Source organism: Altererythrobacter ishigakiensis (genome assembly GCF_001663155.1).
Lineage (GTDB): Bacteria > Pseudomonadota > Alphaproteobacteria > Sphingomonadales > Sphingomonadaceae > Erythrobacter > Erythrobacter ishigakiensis.
Map to the genome: position 1 here is coordinate 2520636 of NZ_CP015963.1, position 20077 is coordinate 2540712.

20 protein-coding genes and 1 tRNA gene are annotated in these 20077 nt (G+C 56.0%); 7 read left to right on the forward strand and 14 right to left on the reverse strand.

Going from position 1 to position 20077, the window contains the following annotated elements:
- Nucleotides 1–18 precede the first annotated feature (18 nt).
- From A6F69_RS12115 to A6F69_RS12130, 4 genes are all read right to left on the reverse strand, one after another.
- Nucleotides 19–2235, reverse strand: a complete 2217-nt coding sequence (locus tag A6F69_RS12115) for a transglycosylase domain-containing protein (RefSeq protein WP_083984794.1) — start codon at nt 2233–2235, stop codon at nt 19–21.
- A 132-nt stretch (nt 2236–2367) separates the two neighbouring features.
- A complete protein-coding gene (gene msrB / locus A6F69_RS12120) occupies nt 2368–2769 on the reverse strand; it encodes a peptide-methionine (R)-S-oxide reductase MsrB (protein WP_067603119.1) in 402 nt (133 codons plus the stop codon).
- Between the two features lie 10 nt (nt 2770–2779).
- On the reverse strand, nt 2780–3451 hold the full coding sequence (locus tag A6F69_RS12125) for a glutathione S-transferase family protein (RefSeq protein ID WP_067601697.1): 672 nt from the start codon (nt 3449–3451) through the stop codon (nt 2780–2782).
- Between the two features lie 66 nt (nt 3452–3517).
- A complete protein-coding gene (locus A6F69_RS12130) occupies nt 3518–3880 on the reverse strand; it encodes a hypothetical protein (RefSeq protein WP_067601699.1) in 363 nt (120 codons plus the stop codon).
- A gap of 105 nt (nt 3881–3985) precedes the next feature.
- Between A6F69_RS12130 and A6F69_RS12135 the strand changes: the two genes are divergently transcribed.
- Nucleotides 3986–4378 carry a VOC family protein gene (locus A6F69_RS12135; RefSeq protein ID WP_067601701.1) on the forward strand — a complete coding sequence of 131 codons (393 nt, stop codon included), beginning with the start codon at nt 3986–3988 and terminating at the stop codon, nt 4376–4378.
- 49 nt (nt 4379–4427) lie between these two features.
- Here the strand turns inward: A6F69_RS12135 and metW are convergent, their stop codons facing one another.
- Entirely contained in the window at nt 4428–5021 is a 594-nt protein-coding gene (gene metW, locus A6F69_RS12140) for a methionine biosynthesis protein MetW (RefSeq protein WP_067601704.1), read from the reverse strand.
- Nucleotides 5014–6114, reverse strand: a complete 1101-nt coding sequence (gene metX / locus A6F69_RS12145) for a homoserine O-acetyltransferase MetX (protein WP_067601708.1) — start codon at nt 6112–6114, stop codon at nt 5014–5016. Before metX ends, metW begins: the two co-directional genes overlap by 8 nt.
- 106 nt (nt 6115–6220) lie before the next feature.
- On the opposite strand from metX, the gene hisC reads away from it, so the two are divergent.
- Both hisC and A6F69_RS12155 read left to right on the forward strand, forming a co-directional pair.
- Entirely contained in the window at nt 6221–7333 is a 1113-nt protein-coding gene (gene hisC / locus A6F69_RS12150; RefSeq protein ID WP_067601711.1) for a histidinol-phosphate transaminase, read from the forward strand.
- Nucleotides 7330–8232: a prephenate/arogenate dehydrogenase family protein gene (locus tag A6F69_RS12155; protein WP_067601714.1), complete on the forward strand. Its 903-nt coding sequence runs from the start codon at nt 7330–7332 to the stop codon at nt 8230–8232. The genes hisC and A6F69_RS12155 overlap by 4 nt, the downstream gene beginning before the upstream one ends.
- 2 nt (nt 8233–8234) lie before the next feature.
- Here A6F69_RS12155 and A6F69_RS12160 read toward each other — a convergent pair whose 3' ends face one another.
- The 4 genes from A6F69_RS12160 to ftsE all read right to left on the reverse strand — a co-directional run bounded on the left by A6F69_RS12160 (nt 8235) and on the right by ftsE (nt 11127).
- Nucleotides 8235–8915, reverse strand: coding sequence for a lysophospholipid acyltransferase family protein (locus tag A6F69_RS12160; RefSeq protein WP_067601717.1), 681 nt, complete (start codon nt 8913–8915; stop codon nt 8235–8237).
- 9 nt (nt 8916–8924) lie between these two features.
- Nucleotides 8925–9455 carry a YdcF family protein gene (locus A6F69_RS12165; RefSeq protein ID WP_067601719.1) on the reverse strand — a complete coding sequence of 177 codons (531 nt, stop codon included), beginning with the start codon at nt 9453–9455 and terminating at the stop codon, nt 8925–8927.
- Nucleotides 9452–10309, reverse strand: coding sequence for a cell division protein FtsX (locus A6F69_RS12170; protein WP_245638248.1), 858 nt, complete (start codon nt 10307–10309; stop codon nt 9452–9454). Before A6F69_RS12170 ends, A6F69_RS12165 begins: the two co-directional genes overlap by 4 nt.
- A gap of 74 nt (nt 10310–10383) precedes the next feature.
- Entirely contained in the window at nt 10384–11127 is a 744-nt protein-coding gene (gene ftsE, locus A6F69_RS12175; protein WP_067601720.1) for a cell division ATP-binding protein FtsE, read from the reverse strand.
- A 156-nt stretch (nt 11128–11283) separates the two neighbouring features.
- Between ftsE and A6F69_RS12180 the strand changes: the two genes are divergently transcribed.
- From A6F69_RS12180 to A6F69_RS12190, 3 genes are all read left to right on the forward strand, one after another.
- Nucleotides 11284–12174 carry an MJ0042-type zinc finger domain-containing protein gene (locus A6F69_RS12180; RefSeq protein WP_067601722.1) on the forward strand — a complete coding sequence of 297 codons (891 nt, stop codon included), beginning with the start codon at nt 11284–11286 and terminating at the stop codon, nt 12172–12174.
- Between the two features lie 119 nt (nt 12175–12293).
- Nucleotides 12294–12380: transfer RNA gene (locus tag A6F69_RS12185), tRNA-Leu, on the forward strand.
- Between the two features lie 190 nt (nt 12381–12570).
- Complete coding sequence (locus A6F69_RS12190) at nt 12571–13239, forward strand: response regulator transcription factor (RefSeq protein WP_067601725.1); 669 nt, start codon at nt 12571–12573, stop codon at nt 13237–13239.
- 50 nt (nt 13240–13289) lie between these two features.
- On the opposite strand, the gene A6F69_RS12195 is transcribed toward A6F69_RS12190, so the two are convergent.
- Nucleotides 13290–15968, reverse strand: a complete 2679-nt coding sequence (locus A6F69_RS12195) for a TonB-dependent receptor domain-containing protein (RefSeq protein ID WP_067601728.1) — start codon at nt 15966–15968, stop codon at nt 13290–13292.
- Between the two features lie 97 nt (nt 15969–16065).
- A complete protein-coding gene (locus tag A6F69_RS12200; RefSeq protein WP_067601731.1) occupies nt 16066–17652 on the reverse strand; it encodes a hypothetical protein in 1587 nt (528 codons plus the stop codon).
- Nucleotides 17653–17975: 323 nt separating this feature from the next.
- Here A6F69_RS12200 and A6F69_RS12205 point away from each other — a divergent pair, with 323 nt between their 5' ends.
- Nucleotides 17976–18323, forward strand: coding sequence for a tetratricopeptide repeat protein (locus A6F69_RS12205; protein WP_169816566.1), 348 nt, complete (start codon nt 17976–17978; stop codon nt 18321–18323).
- Between the two features lie 4 nt (nt 18324–18327).
- On the opposite strand, the gene A6F69_RS12210 is transcribed toward A6F69_RS12205, so the two are convergent.
- Nucleotides 18328–18573 carry a hypothetical protein gene (locus A6F69_RS12210; protein ID WP_067601737.1) on the reverse strand — a complete coding sequence of 82 codons (246 nt, stop codon included), beginning with the start codon at nt 18571–18573 and terminating at the stop codon, nt 18328–18330.
- Between the two features lie 238 nt (nt 18574–18811).
- A complete protein-coding gene (gene proB, locus A6F69_RS12215; RefSeq protein ID WP_083984875.1) occupies nt 18812–19945 on the reverse strand; it encodes a glutamate 5-kinase in 1134 nt (377 codons plus the stop codon).
- Between the last annotated feature and the right edge of the window lie 132 nt (nt 19946–20077).

The following is a 20077-nucleotide window of genomic DNA, read 5'->3' on the forward strand; positions in this document are numbered from 1 at the left end:
ACGCCCTTTTTTCATGCTCTAATTATTGCTGCCTTCCAAAAAGTTCTCATCGACCCGCTGGCTGGGCCGAATGGTGCGCGGCATAGGCGGGGGCGGAGGCGGAATATCTTCGCCCGTTGCCCGCTCAAGGAAGTCATCGCTTGCAGCCTGACCTGGCTCATCTTGCGGCATAAATTGCGGTAGGCGCCCACCATCTCTCAGCGATTGTTCGCCTTCCACGGGCAATGGATAGCCATACTGGTCCACTTCTCGGCGCTGGGGGTCGACCAGATTGCCGGACTCGTCGATGAAATAATAATCATCTGGATCGCCGTAGAGATATTCATCATCGGGTTCGAGCATCCAGCCGGGCAATTGCACCTCGGTGTCAAACTCTTCGACCGGACGTCCCTTCACCGCCTCACGCATGAAAGCAGAAAACGCCCGCGCTGGCGCGCGCCCGCCCTGCAGCCCGCGAACAGCGCGCGCATCGTCACGTCCCATCCACACACCGGTCGTTACGCCAGACGAAAACCCCACAAACCAACCGTCCTTGTTGGAACTGGTTGTGCCAGTCTTGCCCGCCACCGGCCTGCCGATCTGGGCCGCCCGGCCGGTTCCAGTGCTCACGGCCGTCTGAAGCAGGTCCGTGATGCCTGCGGCGACATAGCTTGCAACAAGCTGGCGAGAGCGACCACGCTCATGCTTGTAAATCTCCTCACCGCTGGCCGTGGTGACCCGCAGGACACCGTAAGGTTCCACTGACATCCCCTTTTCGGAGATCGCCGCGAAAGCGCGCGTCATTTCGATCAGACGGACATCCGATGTGCCCAGAACCATCGAGGGGTAAGTTGAAATGGGGGATGATACGCCAAAACGCCGCGCCATAGATGCCACCGTACCGAAGCCCACATCCTGACCCAAATTGGCCGCAACGGTGTTGACCGAATAAGCAAAGGCGGTGCGTACGTCGATTTCGCCCGCGAACTTTCCATTCGAATTTCGCGGTCTCCAACCATCTATTTCTACGGGCACATCCTGAACGCGGTCATCAGGGGCATATCCCGCTTCGAGCGCCGCCAGATAAACGAACAGCTTCCATGCTGATCCCGGCTGGCGCTGCGCATTGGTAGCGCGGTTATAATTGCTCTCTACGTAGTCAGTGCCGCCAACCAGTGCCAGAATCGCGCCATCGCGATCTAGACTGACCAATGCGCCCTGTGCCCCTTCAGGAGTATTGGCCCGTACCGAAGCGGTTGCGGCCTCTTGCAAATCTGTATCCAGTGTCGTCCAGACTTCGATTGCTTCAAAGGTTTCAGGCAAAAGCAGATCAAGCTGAGGCAGGACGTAGTCAGTGAAATAGCGGACTGAATTCCCGCCGACTCTGGTCTTTAGCTTAACTGCATCCACATCGACCAAAGCTTGTTGCGGCGTGATATATCCCTGTTCACGCATCAAGCGCAGCACAGTCTGAGCGCGTGCAACCGCCGCATCAACATCTGCAGTTGGTGAATAGCGCGAGGGTGCTTTGACCAAACCAGCTATGATTGACGCTTCCGCGACGGACAGCTCGGTTGCCGGATGACTGAAAAAATTTCTGCTGGCGCTATCGATGCCATAGGCGCCACCGCCGAAATATACCTTGTTGAGATATAGCTCGAGTATCTGTTCTTTGGTAAACTTCCACTCGAGCGCCATCGCCAGCACCGCCTCACGCGCTTTGCGATCAATCGAGCGGTTGTTGTTGAGGAACAGGTTGCGGGCCAATTGCTGAGAAATGGTGGATGTGCCGCCAATGCGACTGCGGTCACCGATGGTCCCTTCTACTATCGCACCAGTAAGACGGATCGGATCGACTCCGAAATGCGAATAGAATCGGCGGTCTTCTACCGCCACCATCGCATCCTTCATTACCTGCGGAATCTCGTCATAATCGAGCCAGTTACCGAAGCTTGGCCCCAATTCTACAATTGGCGTTCCATCGCGAGCACGCACCAATATTGTCTGATCGTTCTGCGTCGCCTTGAGCTGATAGTAGCTCGGTAATGTCTGGACCGCCGATGCCACCGCAATGATCAGAATTATTGCCGCCAAGACAGCAGCTCCCCCGCCCCACAGCGCGAGACGCTTAGCCCACAGTCTCACCCCACTTTGCGGACCTCCGCTGCCTGAACTGCGGCGAGTACGCTTGCGGCGAGACCCTGGTTCACTGCGCTGATTGCGCTCAGCTGCGGCGCGCCTGCTGCCGCGCTTCATCCGCATTTTGGCGCCTCGTTTGGACGTCACTATCTTACCCGACTGGTTTCATTTGATCGCTCACCATCGCGATGCATAGGCGAGTTGTAACCTTGCGTGAACGGGCCTCGGTCCGAATTTCCTCCGCTATGATCAATTCCCGGGGTCGAATTCAAGCGAAGCGGAATTGATGCAGTAGCGCATACCGCCTTCTTCACGGGGGCCATCAGGGAACACGTGGCCCAGGTGACCGCCGCATTTCGCGCAAAGCACCTCAGTGCGGATCATACCATGCGAAATGTCCCGGCGCTCTTCGATCGTGTCGTCCTCAGCAGGCTTCGTAAAAGCTGGCCAGCCACAGCCCGAGTTGTACTTGGCATCACTGTCAAACAGCCGCGTACCGCACCCGGCGCACATGTATTCTCCTGCATCGTAATGCTTGTCATACTTTCCGGTGAAAGCCCGCTCAGTTCCGGCTTCACGCAGTATGTAATATTGCTCAGGCGTCAGCTTGGCGCGCCATTCTTCTTCGCTCAGCTCAACCTTGTCAGTCATTTCACATTCCTCAAACATCGACCTTCGCATAATGCGCGGGCGGCTGAATTACGCCCATGCGCTCAGTCAACAATGGGCGGAAGCTGGGGCGGCTCTTGAACACCGCGTACCAGCCTCGGGTCTGTTCATGACCTGCCCAGTCTATCCCGCCCAGGTAATCGGCTACAGATATCTGTGCAGCCGCCGCCAGATCGGCAAGGCTCATCGTCGATCCTGCCAGCCAGGGGCGATTGTCGATCAGCCAATCCATATAATCCAGATGCCCGTGCGCCAGCTTCATCGCTTCGCGCAGCACGCGCGAGTCTGGTGGCTGATTCAGCACGATCCGCTTTTTCATCCGCTCATTCAGCAATGGCGCCGTCACATCATTATAGAAATTCTCATCGAACAGCGCGACCAGACGGCGGATCTCAGCTCGGTTTGCCGAAGTGCCATTGATCATCGGAGACTTATTGACCGTCTCTTCGAAATATTCGGCTATGGCGCGGCTATCGCACAGCACGGTATCGCGTTCCTGATGCACCATCACCGGTGTGCGCCCCGCCGGGTTCAAATTCCAGAAATAATCGCTCGCCGACCAAGGGTCCTCACGAACCATTTCATAGGCGACATTCTTTTCGCCCAGCAGCAGGCGAATCTTGCGCGAAAACGGACAAAGCGGGAATTGATATAGGCGCCACATACTGCCAGTTCTCTTGCCGCAATTCACGCGGCAAATCTACTGACAGATAGGTGGTATAGTCGCTTTTCAGACGCCCGATGCATCAAGCATCAGCAAACAGCCAGGCATAACGCTATCAAGCAAGTCCGCATCGAGCAAACGCTGCGCTTGCGCCTCTGCCAATTGTGAAACCTGATCGCGCGTCATCCCTGTATCATCAATTATCTTGGCCAAGGATCGGACGAAAAACTCACGACCGCGTGGGTCGATTGTGGGCCATGCTTTCGCCGCTTCGTCACCATTTGCTTGCCCGTAGGAAACCAGCGCAAATGCGGCTGAACACCGCAGCATGGCCGTATGCTCTTGGGACAATTGCGGCTCGTCTCTCTTTGCCGGAGGGGTCTGAAAGCTCGCAGCCATGAGGGCCGCCGCAGTAATCAATTTAATCATAGCCGGTGCCTATATCACTCAATCTGAACGCAGCGCTACCAATATGCTTGTTGTGACGCCCCCGTTGGCTTAGGCAAAAACAAGGCGAGAAGGAGAAACAACCGTATGTTCAGTCATGTGATGGTCGGTTCAAACGACATCGAAGCTTCAAAGAAATTCTATGATGCTGTGCTCGGCGTACTTGGTGCAGGTGAGCCGATGCGCGATGAGAAAGAGGACGGCACGGTTCGCCTGTTCTACTTTCACAATGACAGCATATTCGCAGTCTCAACACCCATCGATGGGCAACCCGCAACCGCTGGCAATGGGTCGACTGTGGGCTTCGCTTGCGACAGTCTAGAGCAGATTCAGGCTTTGCACGATGCGGCAGTAGCCAACGGCGGAACGAGCATCGAGGATCCACCGGGACCACGGACCAGCAACATCGGTACGTTGAACCTTTGCTACTTCCGAGATCCATCAGGCAACAAGATTTGCGGCCTTCACCGCGCGGGTTGATCTTCAATTAGCCGGACCATCCGCGATCACGGCCAAACGAAAGTCACGATCAACGACTCAGTTGGAATACTGCGAATTCGGCGCGCCAGTTAGCTGCTGTCGCGCCGATTTCCTTTTTCCCTGAAAAAAACCATGCGTTCTCTATTGTGGCCCGCTTTGCGCGGGCCAGCTCACGAAAATCATCGATCGTTACGTGATGAATGTTTTTTGTCTCAAACCAGCTGACCGGCAGAGCACGGGTCACTGGCATGCGCCCGCCGAACATCAAGGCAGTGCGCGTGCGCCAATGAGCGAAGTTGGGAAAGCTGACGAAAGCCTGATTGCCGACCCGCAATAGCTCATCAAGCATCTTGTCCGGCCGTTCCGCCGTTTGCAGGGTCTGCGAGAGAATTGCGTAGTCAAACGCCTTGTCAGGGTAGTTTGCCAGATCGCTGTCGGCATCGCCCTGAACCACGGACAGTCCGCGTGCAACGCAGCGCTCTACACACATCGCATCGATCTCGATCCCGCGCGCATCGCACGACGCATCACGCTCTAAAACGTCCATCAGATCGCCTGTGCCACAACCTATATCAAGGACGCGCGAGTTTGGCCGAACGTGCCTAGCGATCACAGCAAGGTCAGGACGTAATTCCTCAGCCATCGATGAAGCCCTTCATCACCCGATCAAGTGCAGGAACGTCCAGCAAGAAACTGTCGTGCCCAAAGGGTGCGCTAAGTTCGACAAAGCTCACCTTTGCGCCTGCCGCATTCAACGCGTGAACGACATGGCGACTTTCTGCGGTGGGATAGAGCCAGTCGCTGTCAAAGCTGATGAGGCAAAAGCGCGCAGATGAACCAGCAAAGGCATTGGCAAGAGTCCCCCTATGCTCCTCTGCCAGATCGAAATAGTCCATCGCACGCGTAATGTAGAGATAGCTGTTGGCATCGAAGCGCTGGGTAAAGCCGCTGCCTTGATAACGCAGATAACTTTCGACCTGGAAATCCGCGTCAAAGCCAAAGCTCTTGGTGTCGCGATCCTGCAAATTACGCCCGAATTTTTCCGTCAGCCCTTCCTCGGAGAGGTAGGTTATATGTGCGGCCATGCGTGCCACAGCCAGACCATTGTCAGGAGAGGCATCGGAACCGTAGTAATCCCCTTCGTTCCAATTGCGATCCGCCATAATCGCTTGTCTGCCAACCTCATGGAATGCGATATTCTGCGCCGAATGCCGCGCCGATGATGCAATCACAAGCACCCGCTCTGCCCGCTCCGGCCAGTTGGCAGCCAAGCTGAGCGCTTGCATCCCGCCCATTGATCCGCCGATAACCGTATGCAACTTTTCGATACCGAGCTCGTCCAATAGACCGACCAGCCCGCGCACCATATCGCGGATTGTGATGACCGGGAAACGCATGCCATATGGCTTGCCATCCTCTGCCAGCGAGGCGGGGCCGGTCGAGCCCATGCAGCTGCCAATCACATTCGCACAGATGACAAAGAATCGGTCCGTGTCGATGACTTCGCCCGGGCCAACCAATCGCTCCCACCAACCCGGCTTTCCCGTGATGGGATGATCGGACGCCACATACTGATCACCTGTCAAGGCGTGGCAAATCAGGATCGCGTTGGTCTTATCCGCAGCCAGCTCACCATAGGTTTCATACGCAATTTCGACACCAGACAGCACCTGCCCGCTATCAAGCGGCAAGTCCGCGCTGAGCTTTACGCGCTTCGAGGCGATCTCTGGTGCCATTGGGCGTGTCGATTGGGCGAGAGCGGCGCGCAAGTCAATCACGCCCAGCGAATTGGCGCATTTCCATTTTCTTTCCGCGCCCAAAGCGGTTATTCGCCCCCGCGTTATGACTGACGCCAAGCCAAGCCGCCCCGAAGGCAAACCGTGGATCATGGGCATTCACGCCTATGTTCCGGGCAAAGCTGTGGGCGCGAATGGCAAGCGGCTGGTCAAACTTTCCGCGAATGAAAACCCTTTGGGCACGAGCGACGCCGCGAATGCAGCGCGCAAAGCCGTGACTGACAGCGCAGAATATCCCGATCCCGACGCGCGCGAATTGCGGCAGAAGATCGCTGAGGTGCATGGGATTGATCCGGCGCGGATCGTCTGCGGTACTGGCTCCGACGAGTTGCTCAATCTGGTGGCGCAAGGCTTTGCCGGGACAGGCGATGAAGTGCTGTTCAGCCGTTTCAGCTTCTCCGTATACAATATTGCAGCGCGGCGCTGCGGCGCAACGCCGGTGGAGGCGCCAGACGCTGACTATGCCACGGATGTGGGCGCATTGCTGGCTGCGGTAACAGACAAGACGCGCGTCGTTTTCCTAGCAAACCCCAACAATCCCACCGGCACCTATCTGCCGCGCAGCGAAGTCGAGCGTTTGCATGCCGGATTGCCGGCAGAAGTGCTGTTGGTGGTGGACCAAGCCTATGCCGAATATCTTGAAGAAGACGAAGATGACGGTGGATTAGAGCTGGCGGCAGCACATGATAACGTTCTGGTGACGCGCACATTTTCCAAAATTTACGGTCTGGCTGGCGAACGCATTGGCTGGGCCACCGGCGCGCCTCATTTGATTGATGTCCTCAACCGCATTCGCGGGCCTTTCAACGTCACCAGCAGCGGACAAGCTGCCGCGACTGCAGCCCTTGATGATCAGAAATTTGTTACCCGCAGCCGCGATCATAATGCGCAAGAACTGGCCCGCTTCACCGCCGCAATCGAAGCCTTGGGCAATCACGGACTGAGGCCCATACCGAGTAAAGCGAATTTCCTGCTGGTGCTGTTTGAAGGCGCGGTCACTGCTGAGCGGGCGCTTAGTGCGATCAGCGGCGCAGGTTATGCCGTGCGCCATCTGCCGGGACAGGGCCTACCTAACGCTTTGCGCATTACCATAGGTCACCGCTCAGACATGGACCAGATTGCCTCGACTCTGCGCACGCTTTGCGGAGAGAGCAAATGAGCATTCAATCTGTCGCGATTATCGGCCTCGGTTTGCTGGGCGGCTCGATCGGGCTGGCGGTAAAGGCGCGCGCGCCGAATATCGTGACCACCGGCTATGATGCAGACGCCGATGTGCGCACCAAGGCCACTGAGCGCGGTCTTGTCAGAACCGTTTTTGACAGTGCCGCCGATGCAGTGGCCGAAGCAGATCTCGTGATCCTCTGTGTTCCGGTCGGCGCGATGAAGTCGGCAGCGACTGAGATTGCAAGCCATTTGAAGCCCGGCGCAATCATCAGCGATGTTGGTTCATCCAAGCAGAGCGTGATCGACGACCTCACCGCTGCCCTGCCCGGAGCCACCCTTATTCCGGCGCACCCTGTTGCCGGAACAGAGCAAAGCGGGCCGGAGGCAGGCTTTGCCACTCTGTTTGAAAACCGCTGGTGCATCCTGACACCCCCTCAAGGCGCAGATGAAGCTGCTGTCGAGGCTCTCGCAGAGTTTTGGGGCCAGCTCGGCTCTAAGATCGAAATCATGGATGCAGAGCATCATGATCTTGTGCTCGCAGTCACCAGCCATATTCCTCACCTGATTGCGTACACAATCGTGGGCACAGCCAGTGATCTGGAGGATGTCACCCGCAGCGAAGTGATCAAATATTCTGCCGGCGGTTTCCGCGATTTCACCCGCATCGCGGCTTCCAACCCGACGATGTGGCGCGATGTGTTCCTGCATAACAAGTCTGCCGTGCTCGAAATGCTTGGGCGGTTCACAGAGGACCTCACGGCGCTGCAACGCGCCATACGTTCAGGCGATGGCGATACCTTGCACGAACTGTTTAGCCGCACCCGCGCTATTCGCCGTGGTATCATCGAAGAAGGGCAGGATGACGCGGCGCCAGATTTCGGCCGCGAGCATTAGCTTTACTTGCTGAGCGCGTTGATTGCCTCATGCACGCGCGTTTCAACTTCTGCGCGCGGCAGGCCCGGGGGGATCGGTTCACCAATTCTGTATGTAATTGTTCCAGGACGCTTCCAAATCCGGTGGTAAAGCGGGCCGCTATTAACTGCCACAGGAATAACCTGAAGACCGAGTAACTTGTACAAGCCGGCAAATCCGGACTGTAGTTTAGGCTGATTGCCATGCGGAACGCGCGTACCCTCTGGGAAAATAACTAACGGCCTGCCTTCCGAAAGTCGTTCCTTGGCCTTGGCAATCATTGTGCGCAGCGCCCTCGCCCCACCCTCACGTTCGACCGGAATCAAGCCATAGACAATCGCAGACCGGCCCCAGCCCGGCAAAGAGAACAATTCACGTTTGGCGAATACTGAGGGGTTGTCGAGCAAGAGCGGCATATCAATCGCCTCAAAGAAGCTCTCGTGCTTGATCGCGTAAAGTGCCGGGCCGTCCGCGAGTTCGCCTTCGACCCCTACTTTGATGCCCACCAGATTTCGCAAGCACCAGCGATGCCAGGCCGCCCAGGTTCGCACTACTGCGCGCAGCTGGCCCTGCCCGAGAAACAGAGCAATAACCGATGCAATCACAAGGATTGCGCTCCAGCCATAGAATACAGGGTAATAGATCAGGCTGCGCAAGATCGACATCGAGCCGGCCTATAAACCGGTCAGCGCAACGAATTCGCTCGCCAACAGCTTGTTATACTCGATTAACATGGTGCCCATGCGAAATCGCGTCGGTACTGCGTCGCGCACGACCACGATACTCCCTGGCAACAAGCGCTCCAGCTCAGAAGCCGCGCGACGCATATGCCAATCGCTGGTCACCAGTCGCAGTGTCTTGTGCTTGTTGGCTTTTGCCCAGTCTAGGATCTCTGTCGCATTACTGCGGGTATCAGTTGCCTCAAATCCCAGATCGACGCAGCAATTCATCTGTCGCCGAGAAACAGAAAATTCCGCCGCGAATTCCTCAGCTGTAACGTCGCTATTCACACCGCTGACCAGCATCTTCTGCGCCAGACCTCGATCGAGAATTTCGATTCCGCGCTGAATGCGCCCCGCCTCGCCCGTCGCAACCACGATTGCATCGGTCTTGACTTCACCTGCGGGACCGGGGGTGCTGGCAGCAAACCAGACAAATCCGAAAACCCAGATCAGGAACAGTCCTGCAAAAATTCGCAAGATCACAGCATGCGCCTCAAGGCCGATAGCAAAGTCGTGCGAGCCGTTAGCATCGCTAGCGCAACCCCGCCAAGCGGTATGGCAAAAAGAATGCCCCAATCGGCAAGTTTCAGATTTCCACCCGCGACCATGCCTGAATCGATTGCGGCAAAGCGGTTGCCAATCACCCATATCGCCAGCACTCCAAGTGCAAGGCCAGCCGCTCCGCCGATCAAAGCGTCAAAAGCGACAGTGCGCTGAAAGATGCGGGCGATCTGTTGATCGGTCCCGCCAAGCAAATGCACGATTTCAATCGTTTGCTGATGCGCATTGAACGCACTTCTGGCGCCGAGCCACACGGCGGCTGCACTGCCCATGGCCAGCAAAACAATCAGCGCCAACGCCATATATTGCAAGGAAGAGAGCGCGTCATAAACAGGCTTTAGCCAATCTGATTGTGCATCAACCCGGGCGCTCGGAATCTCTTCGATCAAAATCGCGTTGAGGCGGCTGACCTCATTTTTATCAGCAATGCCGGATAGCTGTGCGTCGACCAGTGAGGGGATAGGGATTGAACCGCTCGTGCCGTCCAATTGCCCGATCCATGGAGCCAAAAGCTCCTCCAGATCCCGCTGCGGAACAACACGGACACTTGTGACTGACGGGTCGGCGATCAGGATTTCAGCCGCCCGTTTCGCCTGCGCATCACGGATTGTGGCATCCGCCTCAATAATCTGCACCGTGAGTGCGCTGGACAAATCGGCCTCAGCGCGCTCGATGAGATTGCCTAAGGCCAGCCCGGCAGCGGCAGCCATAACGGTGAGCGCGATCATGATGGCGATCACCCAGGGAATTGGCCCACGACTGCGCGAACGCGGCACGAGAACATCCACCCGTTTGCCACTAAACGGTCTCAAACCCCGGGCGATTTCCCGGCCATGAAAAGGGGAGCTCTTCACGAGCCGCGCTCCAGATCGCGTCCACGTTGCGGCACTCTGGGTGGATAGCGAAGCGCCCCGGTCGGATCGAGCAGTTGCCCCTTCTGGAGCCGCATGATCAGTGAATCGGGCATACTACGCAACAGATTGATATCGTGAGTTGCCACTATCACAGTTGTACCGAGACGGTTCATCCGCTCGAACAGCTGCAACAGCTTCATCGCCATCTCCGGATCGACGTTGCCGGTCGGTTCGTCGGCGATTAGCAATTGCGGTCTACCGATTACCGCGCGCGCAATCGCGACACGTTGCTGTTCGCCGCCGGACATAGTGGTGGGGACTGCATTGATCCGGTGCCCCAACCCTACCCATTCGAGCATTTCGGAAACTGGCTCGGCAAGTTCGCGCTCGCGCACGCCCGCTACCCGCAAAGGCAGCGCTACATTGTCGAAAGCAGTCAAATGAGGAATCAGCCGAAAATCCTGAAATACCACGCCAAGCTTGCGGCGTAGCTGCGGCAGCTGCTCTCGCGGCAGGGTGATCAAGTCCTTGCCAAACATGCGAATGGCCCCGCGCGATGGTCGTTGCGCAAGGTAAAGCATCTTCAACAGGCTAGTCTTTCCGGCTCCGCTGGCGCCCGTCAAAAAGTAAAAACTGCCCGGAAACAGGGTAAATGATAGATCGCGCAGGACCTCTGGTTCGGTTCCATACCGCAAGCCAACATTGTCGAATGTCAGCAGCTCATGCGATCGATCATCCATGATGCGGGTCTATCTCAAGCCCGCCCCCGTGCAAGGGTTATCATTACAAATTGACGGCCTAGATTGGCTCCGATGTGGAAAAAGCGCCACTATTGCCAAGCATGCTGCGCACTGCACTTGTTGCTTAAGGCGCCCCTGCTTAAGGGCTAATACACTATGATCATTTCATGCCCAGCCTGTCACACGCGCTATGTGGTGCCTGACGAGGCTATTGGCATTGAAGGGCGGACTGTCCGCTGCGCCAAATGCAAACATAGTTGGTTTCAGGATGGCCCAGAGCTCGAGCAGGCTGATCCGCCTGCCGAAAGTGAAACAGAGCCTGCGCCGGAAAATACCGAAGACGCTCCGTCACAAGAGGCTGCGCAGCCTTCCGTCAACTTCTGGCGGACCTCGGATCAAGCCGAGTCCGAGGCCGCTGCAAATAGCGTAAGCCCGGCAGGCGATGGCGAGCCTGAAGCAGAGCCTGAGACAGTTTCAGCAATCGACGAAGGTGAAGCCGGGGCGGCTGAGGGTGACTTCGAGGAACAGGACTACGAAGAAACAGTCTACGAAGATGTAGGCTACGAGGAAGCCCAGGAAGAACCTTCGCAGTTCGATTACGAGCCTCCGTTTCGCCCCCGCCGCAATCCGATCAAGCTATGGACAGCTGCGGCATTACTATTTGCCGTAAGCGCTGGTGGAGCGATTGTTGCCGTTAACATTTGGGGCTTGCCAAGCTGGCTTCCGATTGAACGCCCTGTTTTCGGCATGCAGCAAGAGGGATTGCAACTCGATTTCCCGCCTGAGCAACAGGATGTGCGCACGCTTCCCAACGGCACTGAATATCTTGAGGTCCAAGGCACGGTCACAAATGCCAGCCGCGAGACGCTGGATGTTCCGGCCATCCTGATCGTTCTGCGCGATGAACAGAACAGGATTGTCTATACGTGGGAAGTTGTTCCCCCGAAAAGCGAGCTGCTGCCTGGAGAGACAATTGCTGTTACCGAGGCCATGCTGGATGTTCCACGTTCAGCGGCCCAGATCGAGATCGGCTGGAAACCGCGCTAAATACGCTGCTGTGATGCCCCACATTTGTCGCGCAAAGTGCTTGCGAAGGCGCACCGTCGTTGCTAGTGGCGCGCTCCTACCGACGGCAGCTTGAAGAAAGCTGCCCGAGTCTCCCGAGTGCGGTCGTGGCGGAACTGGTAGACGCGCAACGTTGAGGTCGTTGTGGGCTAACGCCCGTGGAAGTTCGAGTCTTCTCGACCGCACCAAATTCTCAGGATTGAATAAAAGCAAGTCTGGCATGCTGCGCGCGGCATCGCGCGAAGTATGCCTTGTCCGCTTTTAGCCGTTCGAACCTTGGGAGCTAAGGCATTGCTCTCACATCTCGAAAATCTCATCCCCGTCACGGACACGTCATAAAGCAAAGGCATTCCGGTTTTGAACCAGGGGCTAAGCTGTATGTCGGTAGTCAAGATTCTGCTCACACATCCAGATGCGGATGATTTTGATCCGTTCATTCATGACGACACGAAGTACGAGTTCGTGAAGATCACTTCACGCGCACCAGCACAGATTTTCGAAGGCCCGGTTTGGATCTTCATCGATTGGGTACTGGATGATCTCGCGGGTCTGGAACTTTGCCGCAGATTGAGAGCCGACCCCCAGACCGCAGGCGCGCATATTACGATGGTTCTGGATGATCAGGATTTCGCTGCGCGTAGACGGGCACTCGATGCGGGGGCGGATGACTATATGTCTGGCCCCATAGATCGACGCACCGTGCTTGATCGCATCCTCGCGCTAAAACCGACGGCGGCGAATTACTCCGCCGAGCAGCTCGATTACGGACCGCTGACTATCAATCTGCCTGCCTTCCGTGCCTACTGGCGCGATGAGCCGATCGAAGTCAGCCCAAACGAATTCAGACTGCTCCGGTTTCTGGCCGAGAATGCCAACCGCACCTTGTCCCGCCACGAAATCGTGTCTGGCCTGGGCAAGAAAGAGGAGCAGATCGACGAGCGTACCGTCGATGTCTGGATCGGTCGCCTGCGCAAGGCGATCAAGGCCGCAGGCGGAGGCAATCCATTGCGCACCGTGCGCTCGATCGGCTACGTCTTCGACCTGTAGGTTTTACAGCGACATAGGCCGCCCCGCCCGAAGACGGGGCGTGCCAATATTCAGAATTTCGCAGTCAGACCCAGCGAGAAGGATGTTCCGACGTCGTAGCTGTTGATCTCGATGCGGTTCTCGCCAACCCGCTGGAACTCGAAGTTGCCGCGCCCAAAAATGTTACGCGCTTCTGCCTTCAGCTCTAGCGGGACAGAGAAGAAGTTCAGCTCTTGGCGCGTCACCACGTCGAATGTCAGACCGGGGTCCTCGACGATATCAGGCAGCCCCGCAGTACCGCGCCGCGTCACCCGCTCACTAGCGTAGCTGAGCAGGAATGTCAGTTGCTGCAGCTTGTCCTGATCTTCGATGCCAAATTGAACGTTGACGAGGTGATCCGACTGTCCCGTTAAGGGATCGCCGTCGTTGAAGAACAGGGTCGCATCACCTTCGATTGATCCCACACCTGCCGTGAAGATTTGCGTCGTGTCGCCTGCAGCCACCTTCAATTCAGACTGCGTGTAGGTGTAGTTGGTTGCAAGAATGATTTGCTTTGTTTCAAGCCAACCACCCGCGCCCCAGCCAAACAATGGTTTGGTCACCTGAAACTCGAACTCGCCTCCGAATAGTTCCGCAGTTGGCGCATTCGCGAAGCGGGTTGTAAAGCTGGTGTCCGCCCCAATCGAAACATAGGGCTCGATCGGATTGTCGATTTCCTTGTAGAAACCCGCGGCAGAGACACGGTTGCCTCTGCCAAAGTAATATTCAGCGCGAACTTCGGCGTTGAACAGCTCTGAGTCGATCAAGGCGGGGTTGCCGATATACTGACGTTGATTCTCAGGATCAGTGTACGGTTGGAAGATCAGCTCACGGAATTGAGGGCGAGCGATCGTCTTGGAAGCACTCGCGCGGAATTGAAGCGAATCTGTCGCTTCCCACGTGAAAGTCGCGCCCGGCAGGAAATAGTCGTTGTCGAGCGCTGTTGTCGCGAGCGAGACGAAAGGGTTTTCGAAACGGCTGACAGTGCCAACCGATTGCGATGCATCTTCGTAGCGTACTCCCAGGTCCAAGCTTACTCCGAAGGCGGGCACAATGTTCACCTTCGCATATCCCGCCTGGATTTCCAGATCAGCGGCGAATGCCGGGTCAGTCTGGGTGGGCTCAGTAAGCCCGATCCCATAGAAATCGATCACTGCGTCGCCCAGAAGCAAGTCTGGTCGCAATGCGCCGACGCCCGGTGGGATATTGTCACCATCGATCAGGAATTCCCGGCGCTCTGAGTCTCGGTTCGTATCTGTGTAGGCATAGCCAACTGTTGCGGTTAGCCAATCAGTCAGAGGGTAACTTAAGTCGATACCACCGTAGAGTAGGTCTTCCTTAAGCTTGGAGAATGCGACCGAAGCGCTACCACGCTGGCGATCCAGAACGTTGATGAAGATGTCACCCGTTTCCTGGTTGTCCTGATTGGTACGCACATAGACGAATTCATACTCGTACGGCGCTTCACGCTGCGTCTGAGCGTATCCTGCGCGCAAATCGACTGAAAGATCACCAAATTCCAGTTCGCTTACCAGCTGGGTATCGATCAACTGTCGTTCGTACCAGCCGATGTTCTGGGTAACGAGGCTGTCTTCGTCCAGCAGCAGTTCACCAAAACCAAGCCCCGACTGCTTCAGCGTGTCGCGAATGAACAGGTTTGTCCAGCGGAACTGATGCTCGCCGATCTCAATCCCAACTCCTAACATCGCATTGGCAAGAATGCGATTGTCTGTGACGAAGTTGCGCGAATCCCGATCCAGTTGAAGATCGCTGGTGAACGGGTTTTGCGACGTAATGACCTTAGTCCGCAGCTTGTTGCTTAGAGACGCGGTGGCTACAATGCCAAGCCGACCGTCCGCACCTACGTCAAATGCTGTGCCCGCGGTGATACCACCAGAGAAATTGGGGCGTACGTCTCCAATTTTCTGCAATAGAACCAGATTGGGATTGCCTAGCTGCTTTACGATTGCGCCTTGTTCCTCAGGGCTCAAGTCACCGATGCGGCGACCGCTGTTGAAGAATTCCTGAAGCGCTGGCGGCACATCTCGCGTGCCATCATCGAAGCCCGACCAGTCATAGTCGGAACCATAGTAGTCGAGACCGTTGCTGAATGTGGTTTCGGTATCACCGCTGATACCAACGCTGATGTCGAGAAAGCTCTCATCAGGTACGGCGCGTGTGGTCAGGTTGATCACACCGCCGCCAAACTCACCCGGGAAGTTTGCCGAGTAGCTCTTCTGCACCAAAGATGAAGCGACGATGTTGGTCGGGAAGATGTCTAGCGGAACAACCCGGCTCAGCGGCTGCGGTGACGGTAGTGGCAGCCCGTTGAGCAGCGCGAGCGAGTATCTGTCACCAAGCCCGCGCACGAAGACGTTTCCATTACCGACGACAGCCAGGCCGGTCGTGCGGCCAAGTGCACCTGCGATGTCACCCTCGCCGGTCCGCGCGATCTCTTCTTGCGAAAGGACAGAGATAACCTGTGTCGAGCTACGCGTCACATCACGATTTCTGCGTCCTGTAACGATAATCGAACCGCCCGGAATTGAGATTTCGGGATCCTCAAAAGCCTCTTCTTCAGGATCGACCTGATCCTCAACCTGAGAATCTGCCTCGTCTGCTGGCTGACTGACTTGAGCGTGAACCGCAGCCGGAAACGTAAGTGCGGTTGTGAGCAGGAGCAGTCCCGCCAACTGCTTGCCGGTATTCATATGCGAAGACCCTTTCGTCTAGGCCTGAGTTTCAATCTTGATAAGGCGCAATCGGGCGACCGACGGGAGAGGTGTCGATCGCCCGAAAGCAAGTTGATCACTGGTAGACTGGCAGCGAAGTGCAATCGCCCGTGTTGTTGCCGAAGGCGATGGTCGCTGAGTCACAAGTCCATCCTTCGAAGCGCGTATCACCGGATTGCGCTGCACCCACGTAGCCAGCATTGTCGAAGAAGCTGGAGATCCCGGTCGGGTCGAAAGCCACCAATGCGTCCTCGTTCGAACCGTTGATGTATGTCATCGTCAACGTGTTGGTCAGCACAGTGGTATTGTTCGAGCCGCTCTCGAAAATTGCCTGTGTGTCAGCGGCAGTTACGCCGCTGCTGCCATCGCGGAAAGGTGTCGCACAATCCATTGCCACGGATTCGAAGCGCGGCGGACCAACATCATCCAGTCCAGCATTCGCGGCGCGGACTGTTTCCGGCAGGTCAATGCGCAAGCATGGCGTACCATTTGATGAATTGTCGAAGATGATGGTGTTGAACAGCGAATAGTCTGTTCCCCCGCGGATACGGATGACCTGGTCATCATTCTTGCGCTGAATGAAAGTAGCGTTCGAAATCAGCGTGTTCTGGCGAGGCGTATCATCAACCAGAGCGTTGTTGCTGTCGGCTTCGATGATCGTGTCACCTACATCCGAACGCTGGACGGCCACAACATATTGCAGTGTAGCTTTCACGCCGGTGTCCGTGTCGATTGAGTCATCTTCCGCGCCAACGACGACCAGACCCTTCATGTTTACTACGCCGCCGAAGAACTCGACGCCGTCATCTGCACTGTTGAATGACTGGATGTTCTCGAAGGTCGTGCCTGAGCCAACACCACCGGTTGTGAGCGCCTGAAGCTCGTCACCGTTTGCAAGAACAGTGCCTGAGAAGCGCAACTGGACATTGCGAACAATGCCGGAATTGTCCGATGCGTCATTTCCACCGTAACGAGGCGGTGTAGTCGTCCCTTCCACCTCGCGTTCGCAATCCGCCGTTCCCGGTGTCGCAGTGTTGGAAAGACAATCGGTGATCGGCGCGCGGCCGTTCAAAATCAGACCGCCCCAGTCACCCGAAGAACTATCGGTATTTTCGCCTCGGATATTCTGCTGGCTGGTGAAGATGATTGGACGATCGGTCGTGCCATCTGCGATGACCTGGTTGCCGCGATTGACGTTAAGGTAGGACGCATCAAGACCAGCCAGGATCACGCCCGGTTCGATCGTCAAGACAATGTTGGTGTCATCGAGGCCGTCTGAATTATCTGCAGTCGGACCACCATCTGTGCCCACGTCGACCTGACCATCGATCAAATAGATAACCGCAGCATCAGATGGCGTAAACGGAAGCGTCGTTGAACGATTGAAACGTGCCGGAAGCTGGCAAAGGCGATACGAGCCGGTCGGACCGGAAATCGTACTGCGATCTGTAAGGCCTTGCGGATCGGCAATGAATGGACAGTCGGCTGCCGCCGTTGTCGTTGTTTCGGTGGGTGTAGGAGTTGGTGTCGGCGTACCGCCACCACCACCGCCGCCGATGATGATATTGCCACCAGTACCGGGCGATGCGATTTCATCTGCACCACAGCCAGCGAGCGCGATCAGGCTTGCGCCCATAATAAGAGTACGATTGAGAGTTTTCACAGCGAGCGGTCCCCTAAGAAATCCGGAGTAAGAATTAGTCGCGCCTGAAGCGCGCTCAGGAGTCGCTAGGGACGGGCAATGACTCTTTGTGGTCAGGATCAGCAGAATTATCGCGGAAATGTCACATGACAGAATATGTCACGTAAACTACATTTACGACAAAGCGGATCATGCCTGATTGACTTTTGTTACAATACTTAAAGCATTGTCTTTATTATGTATTCTTAATTTTCATTGCCGTTTTATGACAATGTTTCATTTTTGTTGCGGCCAGAAATACTTTTCCACAAAATGTGATCTCAAGTGGGAGACGGCCTATGCTTATGACTGGCACAGCAATTTTGATGATCCTGACCGCTGGGACGCCGAGCGATGTCGGCTATGAGCCTTTGCTCGAAGGGCGCGATGCAGCTGCAGTGGAGGAAATTCAGGCAAACACCGAACTTGCACCAGATGATCCGGTCAAACTCATTAATCTGGGAATCGCATACGCACGCCAGGGCCGCACCGAAGAAGCGAGAGAGATGTTCGAGGAAGCAATGCGCGGCTCTGACCGCCTTGTCCTCGAGACCGCCGATGGGGAATGGAAGGACTCACGCCATTTGGCACGATTGGCGCTGGAAATGCTCAATCGCGGCGAGTTCCGAACCGGACGAATGGCAGCGCGGTAAAGCGTTAAGCTTCGAGCTGCTCGAGCAGCTCGTTCATTCGGCGGCGACTGAACTCTGCATGCTTGGGAAATTGCGTTCGAAGGTTCTCATCAGCGCGCCAGTTGTGAAGCTGAAGCCACGCACTTTTCTCTATGGCGGATAGCCGATGCGGGTTGGCAATAGCATTTCGCAACTGGACAGGATCGTCTTCGCCAGCAAGCGCACGCCTAAGAGCCTCCGTCAAGACGGATCGCGAATCGTTCTCAGTCATTTCAGGCGCAGTAAATGTCAGCGCCGGACGAATGACAATCCATAGCCAATCATTGTCACATAACTGAAAGATTGGGCACGCCAGATCTCAAGTCGTGACCGTCAAGACAAATCGATGCGCTCGAGAGGTTGAGGTTGAACGCAGCTGCTCGCACCGATCTATCCGCTTCGCAAACTTGCCGGCGGTTGAGATAACGAGCGATGCCATCTCGGGATAATTTTCGCTTACGTGCGATCTATCACGTTGCAGGCAAATCCCAGGTCATATGTCGGTTTTCCAACAGGACAAGATTTTCGCCGCGGATGAACTCCGCATCAGTCTGGTAACCCAACAATTGATCTGCCGGAAGTTCCGTATTCTGTATCATAATACGGCACTCCTCGGAGGTGAAATCGGATAGGCCTCTGGCCAGTTCCTCACCCTCAGCGTTATAAATATGGAGCACATCACCGCGCTTGAAATCGCCGGTTACGGTTTCAACGTCATCACGATGGACCGGATCATCTTCGGTGAATTTGTCTGCCGCGTTCCTGGTCAAAACCAAGGTTCCGGCCATTTGCAGGCGATCTGCCAGCCAAGCGTCCCACATGGAGACTGGCTCTGAATGAGGAAGGCATTTGGTACATTTACGGCTACCATCAAGCACCGCAAGCAGCGGGTGTTCTGGCTCTCCGTTGGCAATAAAAGTCGTGCAACCGGCGTTCTGTGCCATGTTTGCGGCCTGAAGCTTGGTGAGCATTCCACCGGAACCCAGAGAACTTTTGCCAGAAGCAGCCTCGACATACTCGTTCACGTCTCGAACCTCAGAGACCAATTGAGCCCCCTCTTGAGAAGGATCGCGGTCGAAAAGGCCATCGACTCCGGTGAGGATGATGAAGTGCTCGGCCCCGACCATTTGAGCGATCTTTGCAGCTAGCCTGTCGTTGTCACCGACGCGGATCTCTTCGGTTGTGATTGTGTCGTTCTCGTTCACGATCGGGACAATGCGCGATTCGAGCAGGCGGTTGACCGTGTTGCGTGTATTCAGAAAGCGGCGGTGATCCTCGAAATCCCCAAGGGTTAAGAGGATCTGTGAAATCTGGAGTCCGTATTCCAACCCAACCTGCTTGTATGCATTCAAAAGGACCGGCATGCCGCATGCTGCCGCGGCTTGTTTGTCTCTCACGCCCGCGGTTTCCGGCCGGGCCCCCACCATCCTGAGGCCAAGCGCGACTGCGCCTGACGACGCCAGAATGACATCATAACCCTGGTCGCGGAGCTGAGCGATATCATCAAGCAGCCGCTGCATAAATCCGAACCTAGGGGTAAGACGGTCCGTGTTTGCGACCAGGCTCGAACCGATTTTCACCACAATGCGTTTCTTCTTCCGCACAAAATCCTCGTTCAATCTTGAAATAAGTCACCGCCCATCTAAGTAGCGATTGTGCGATGCACAACTCCAAAACCCAAAATATTTCTTCAGCAAAAATAGCATCGAAGAAATCGAAGTATTTATAAGTCCGGC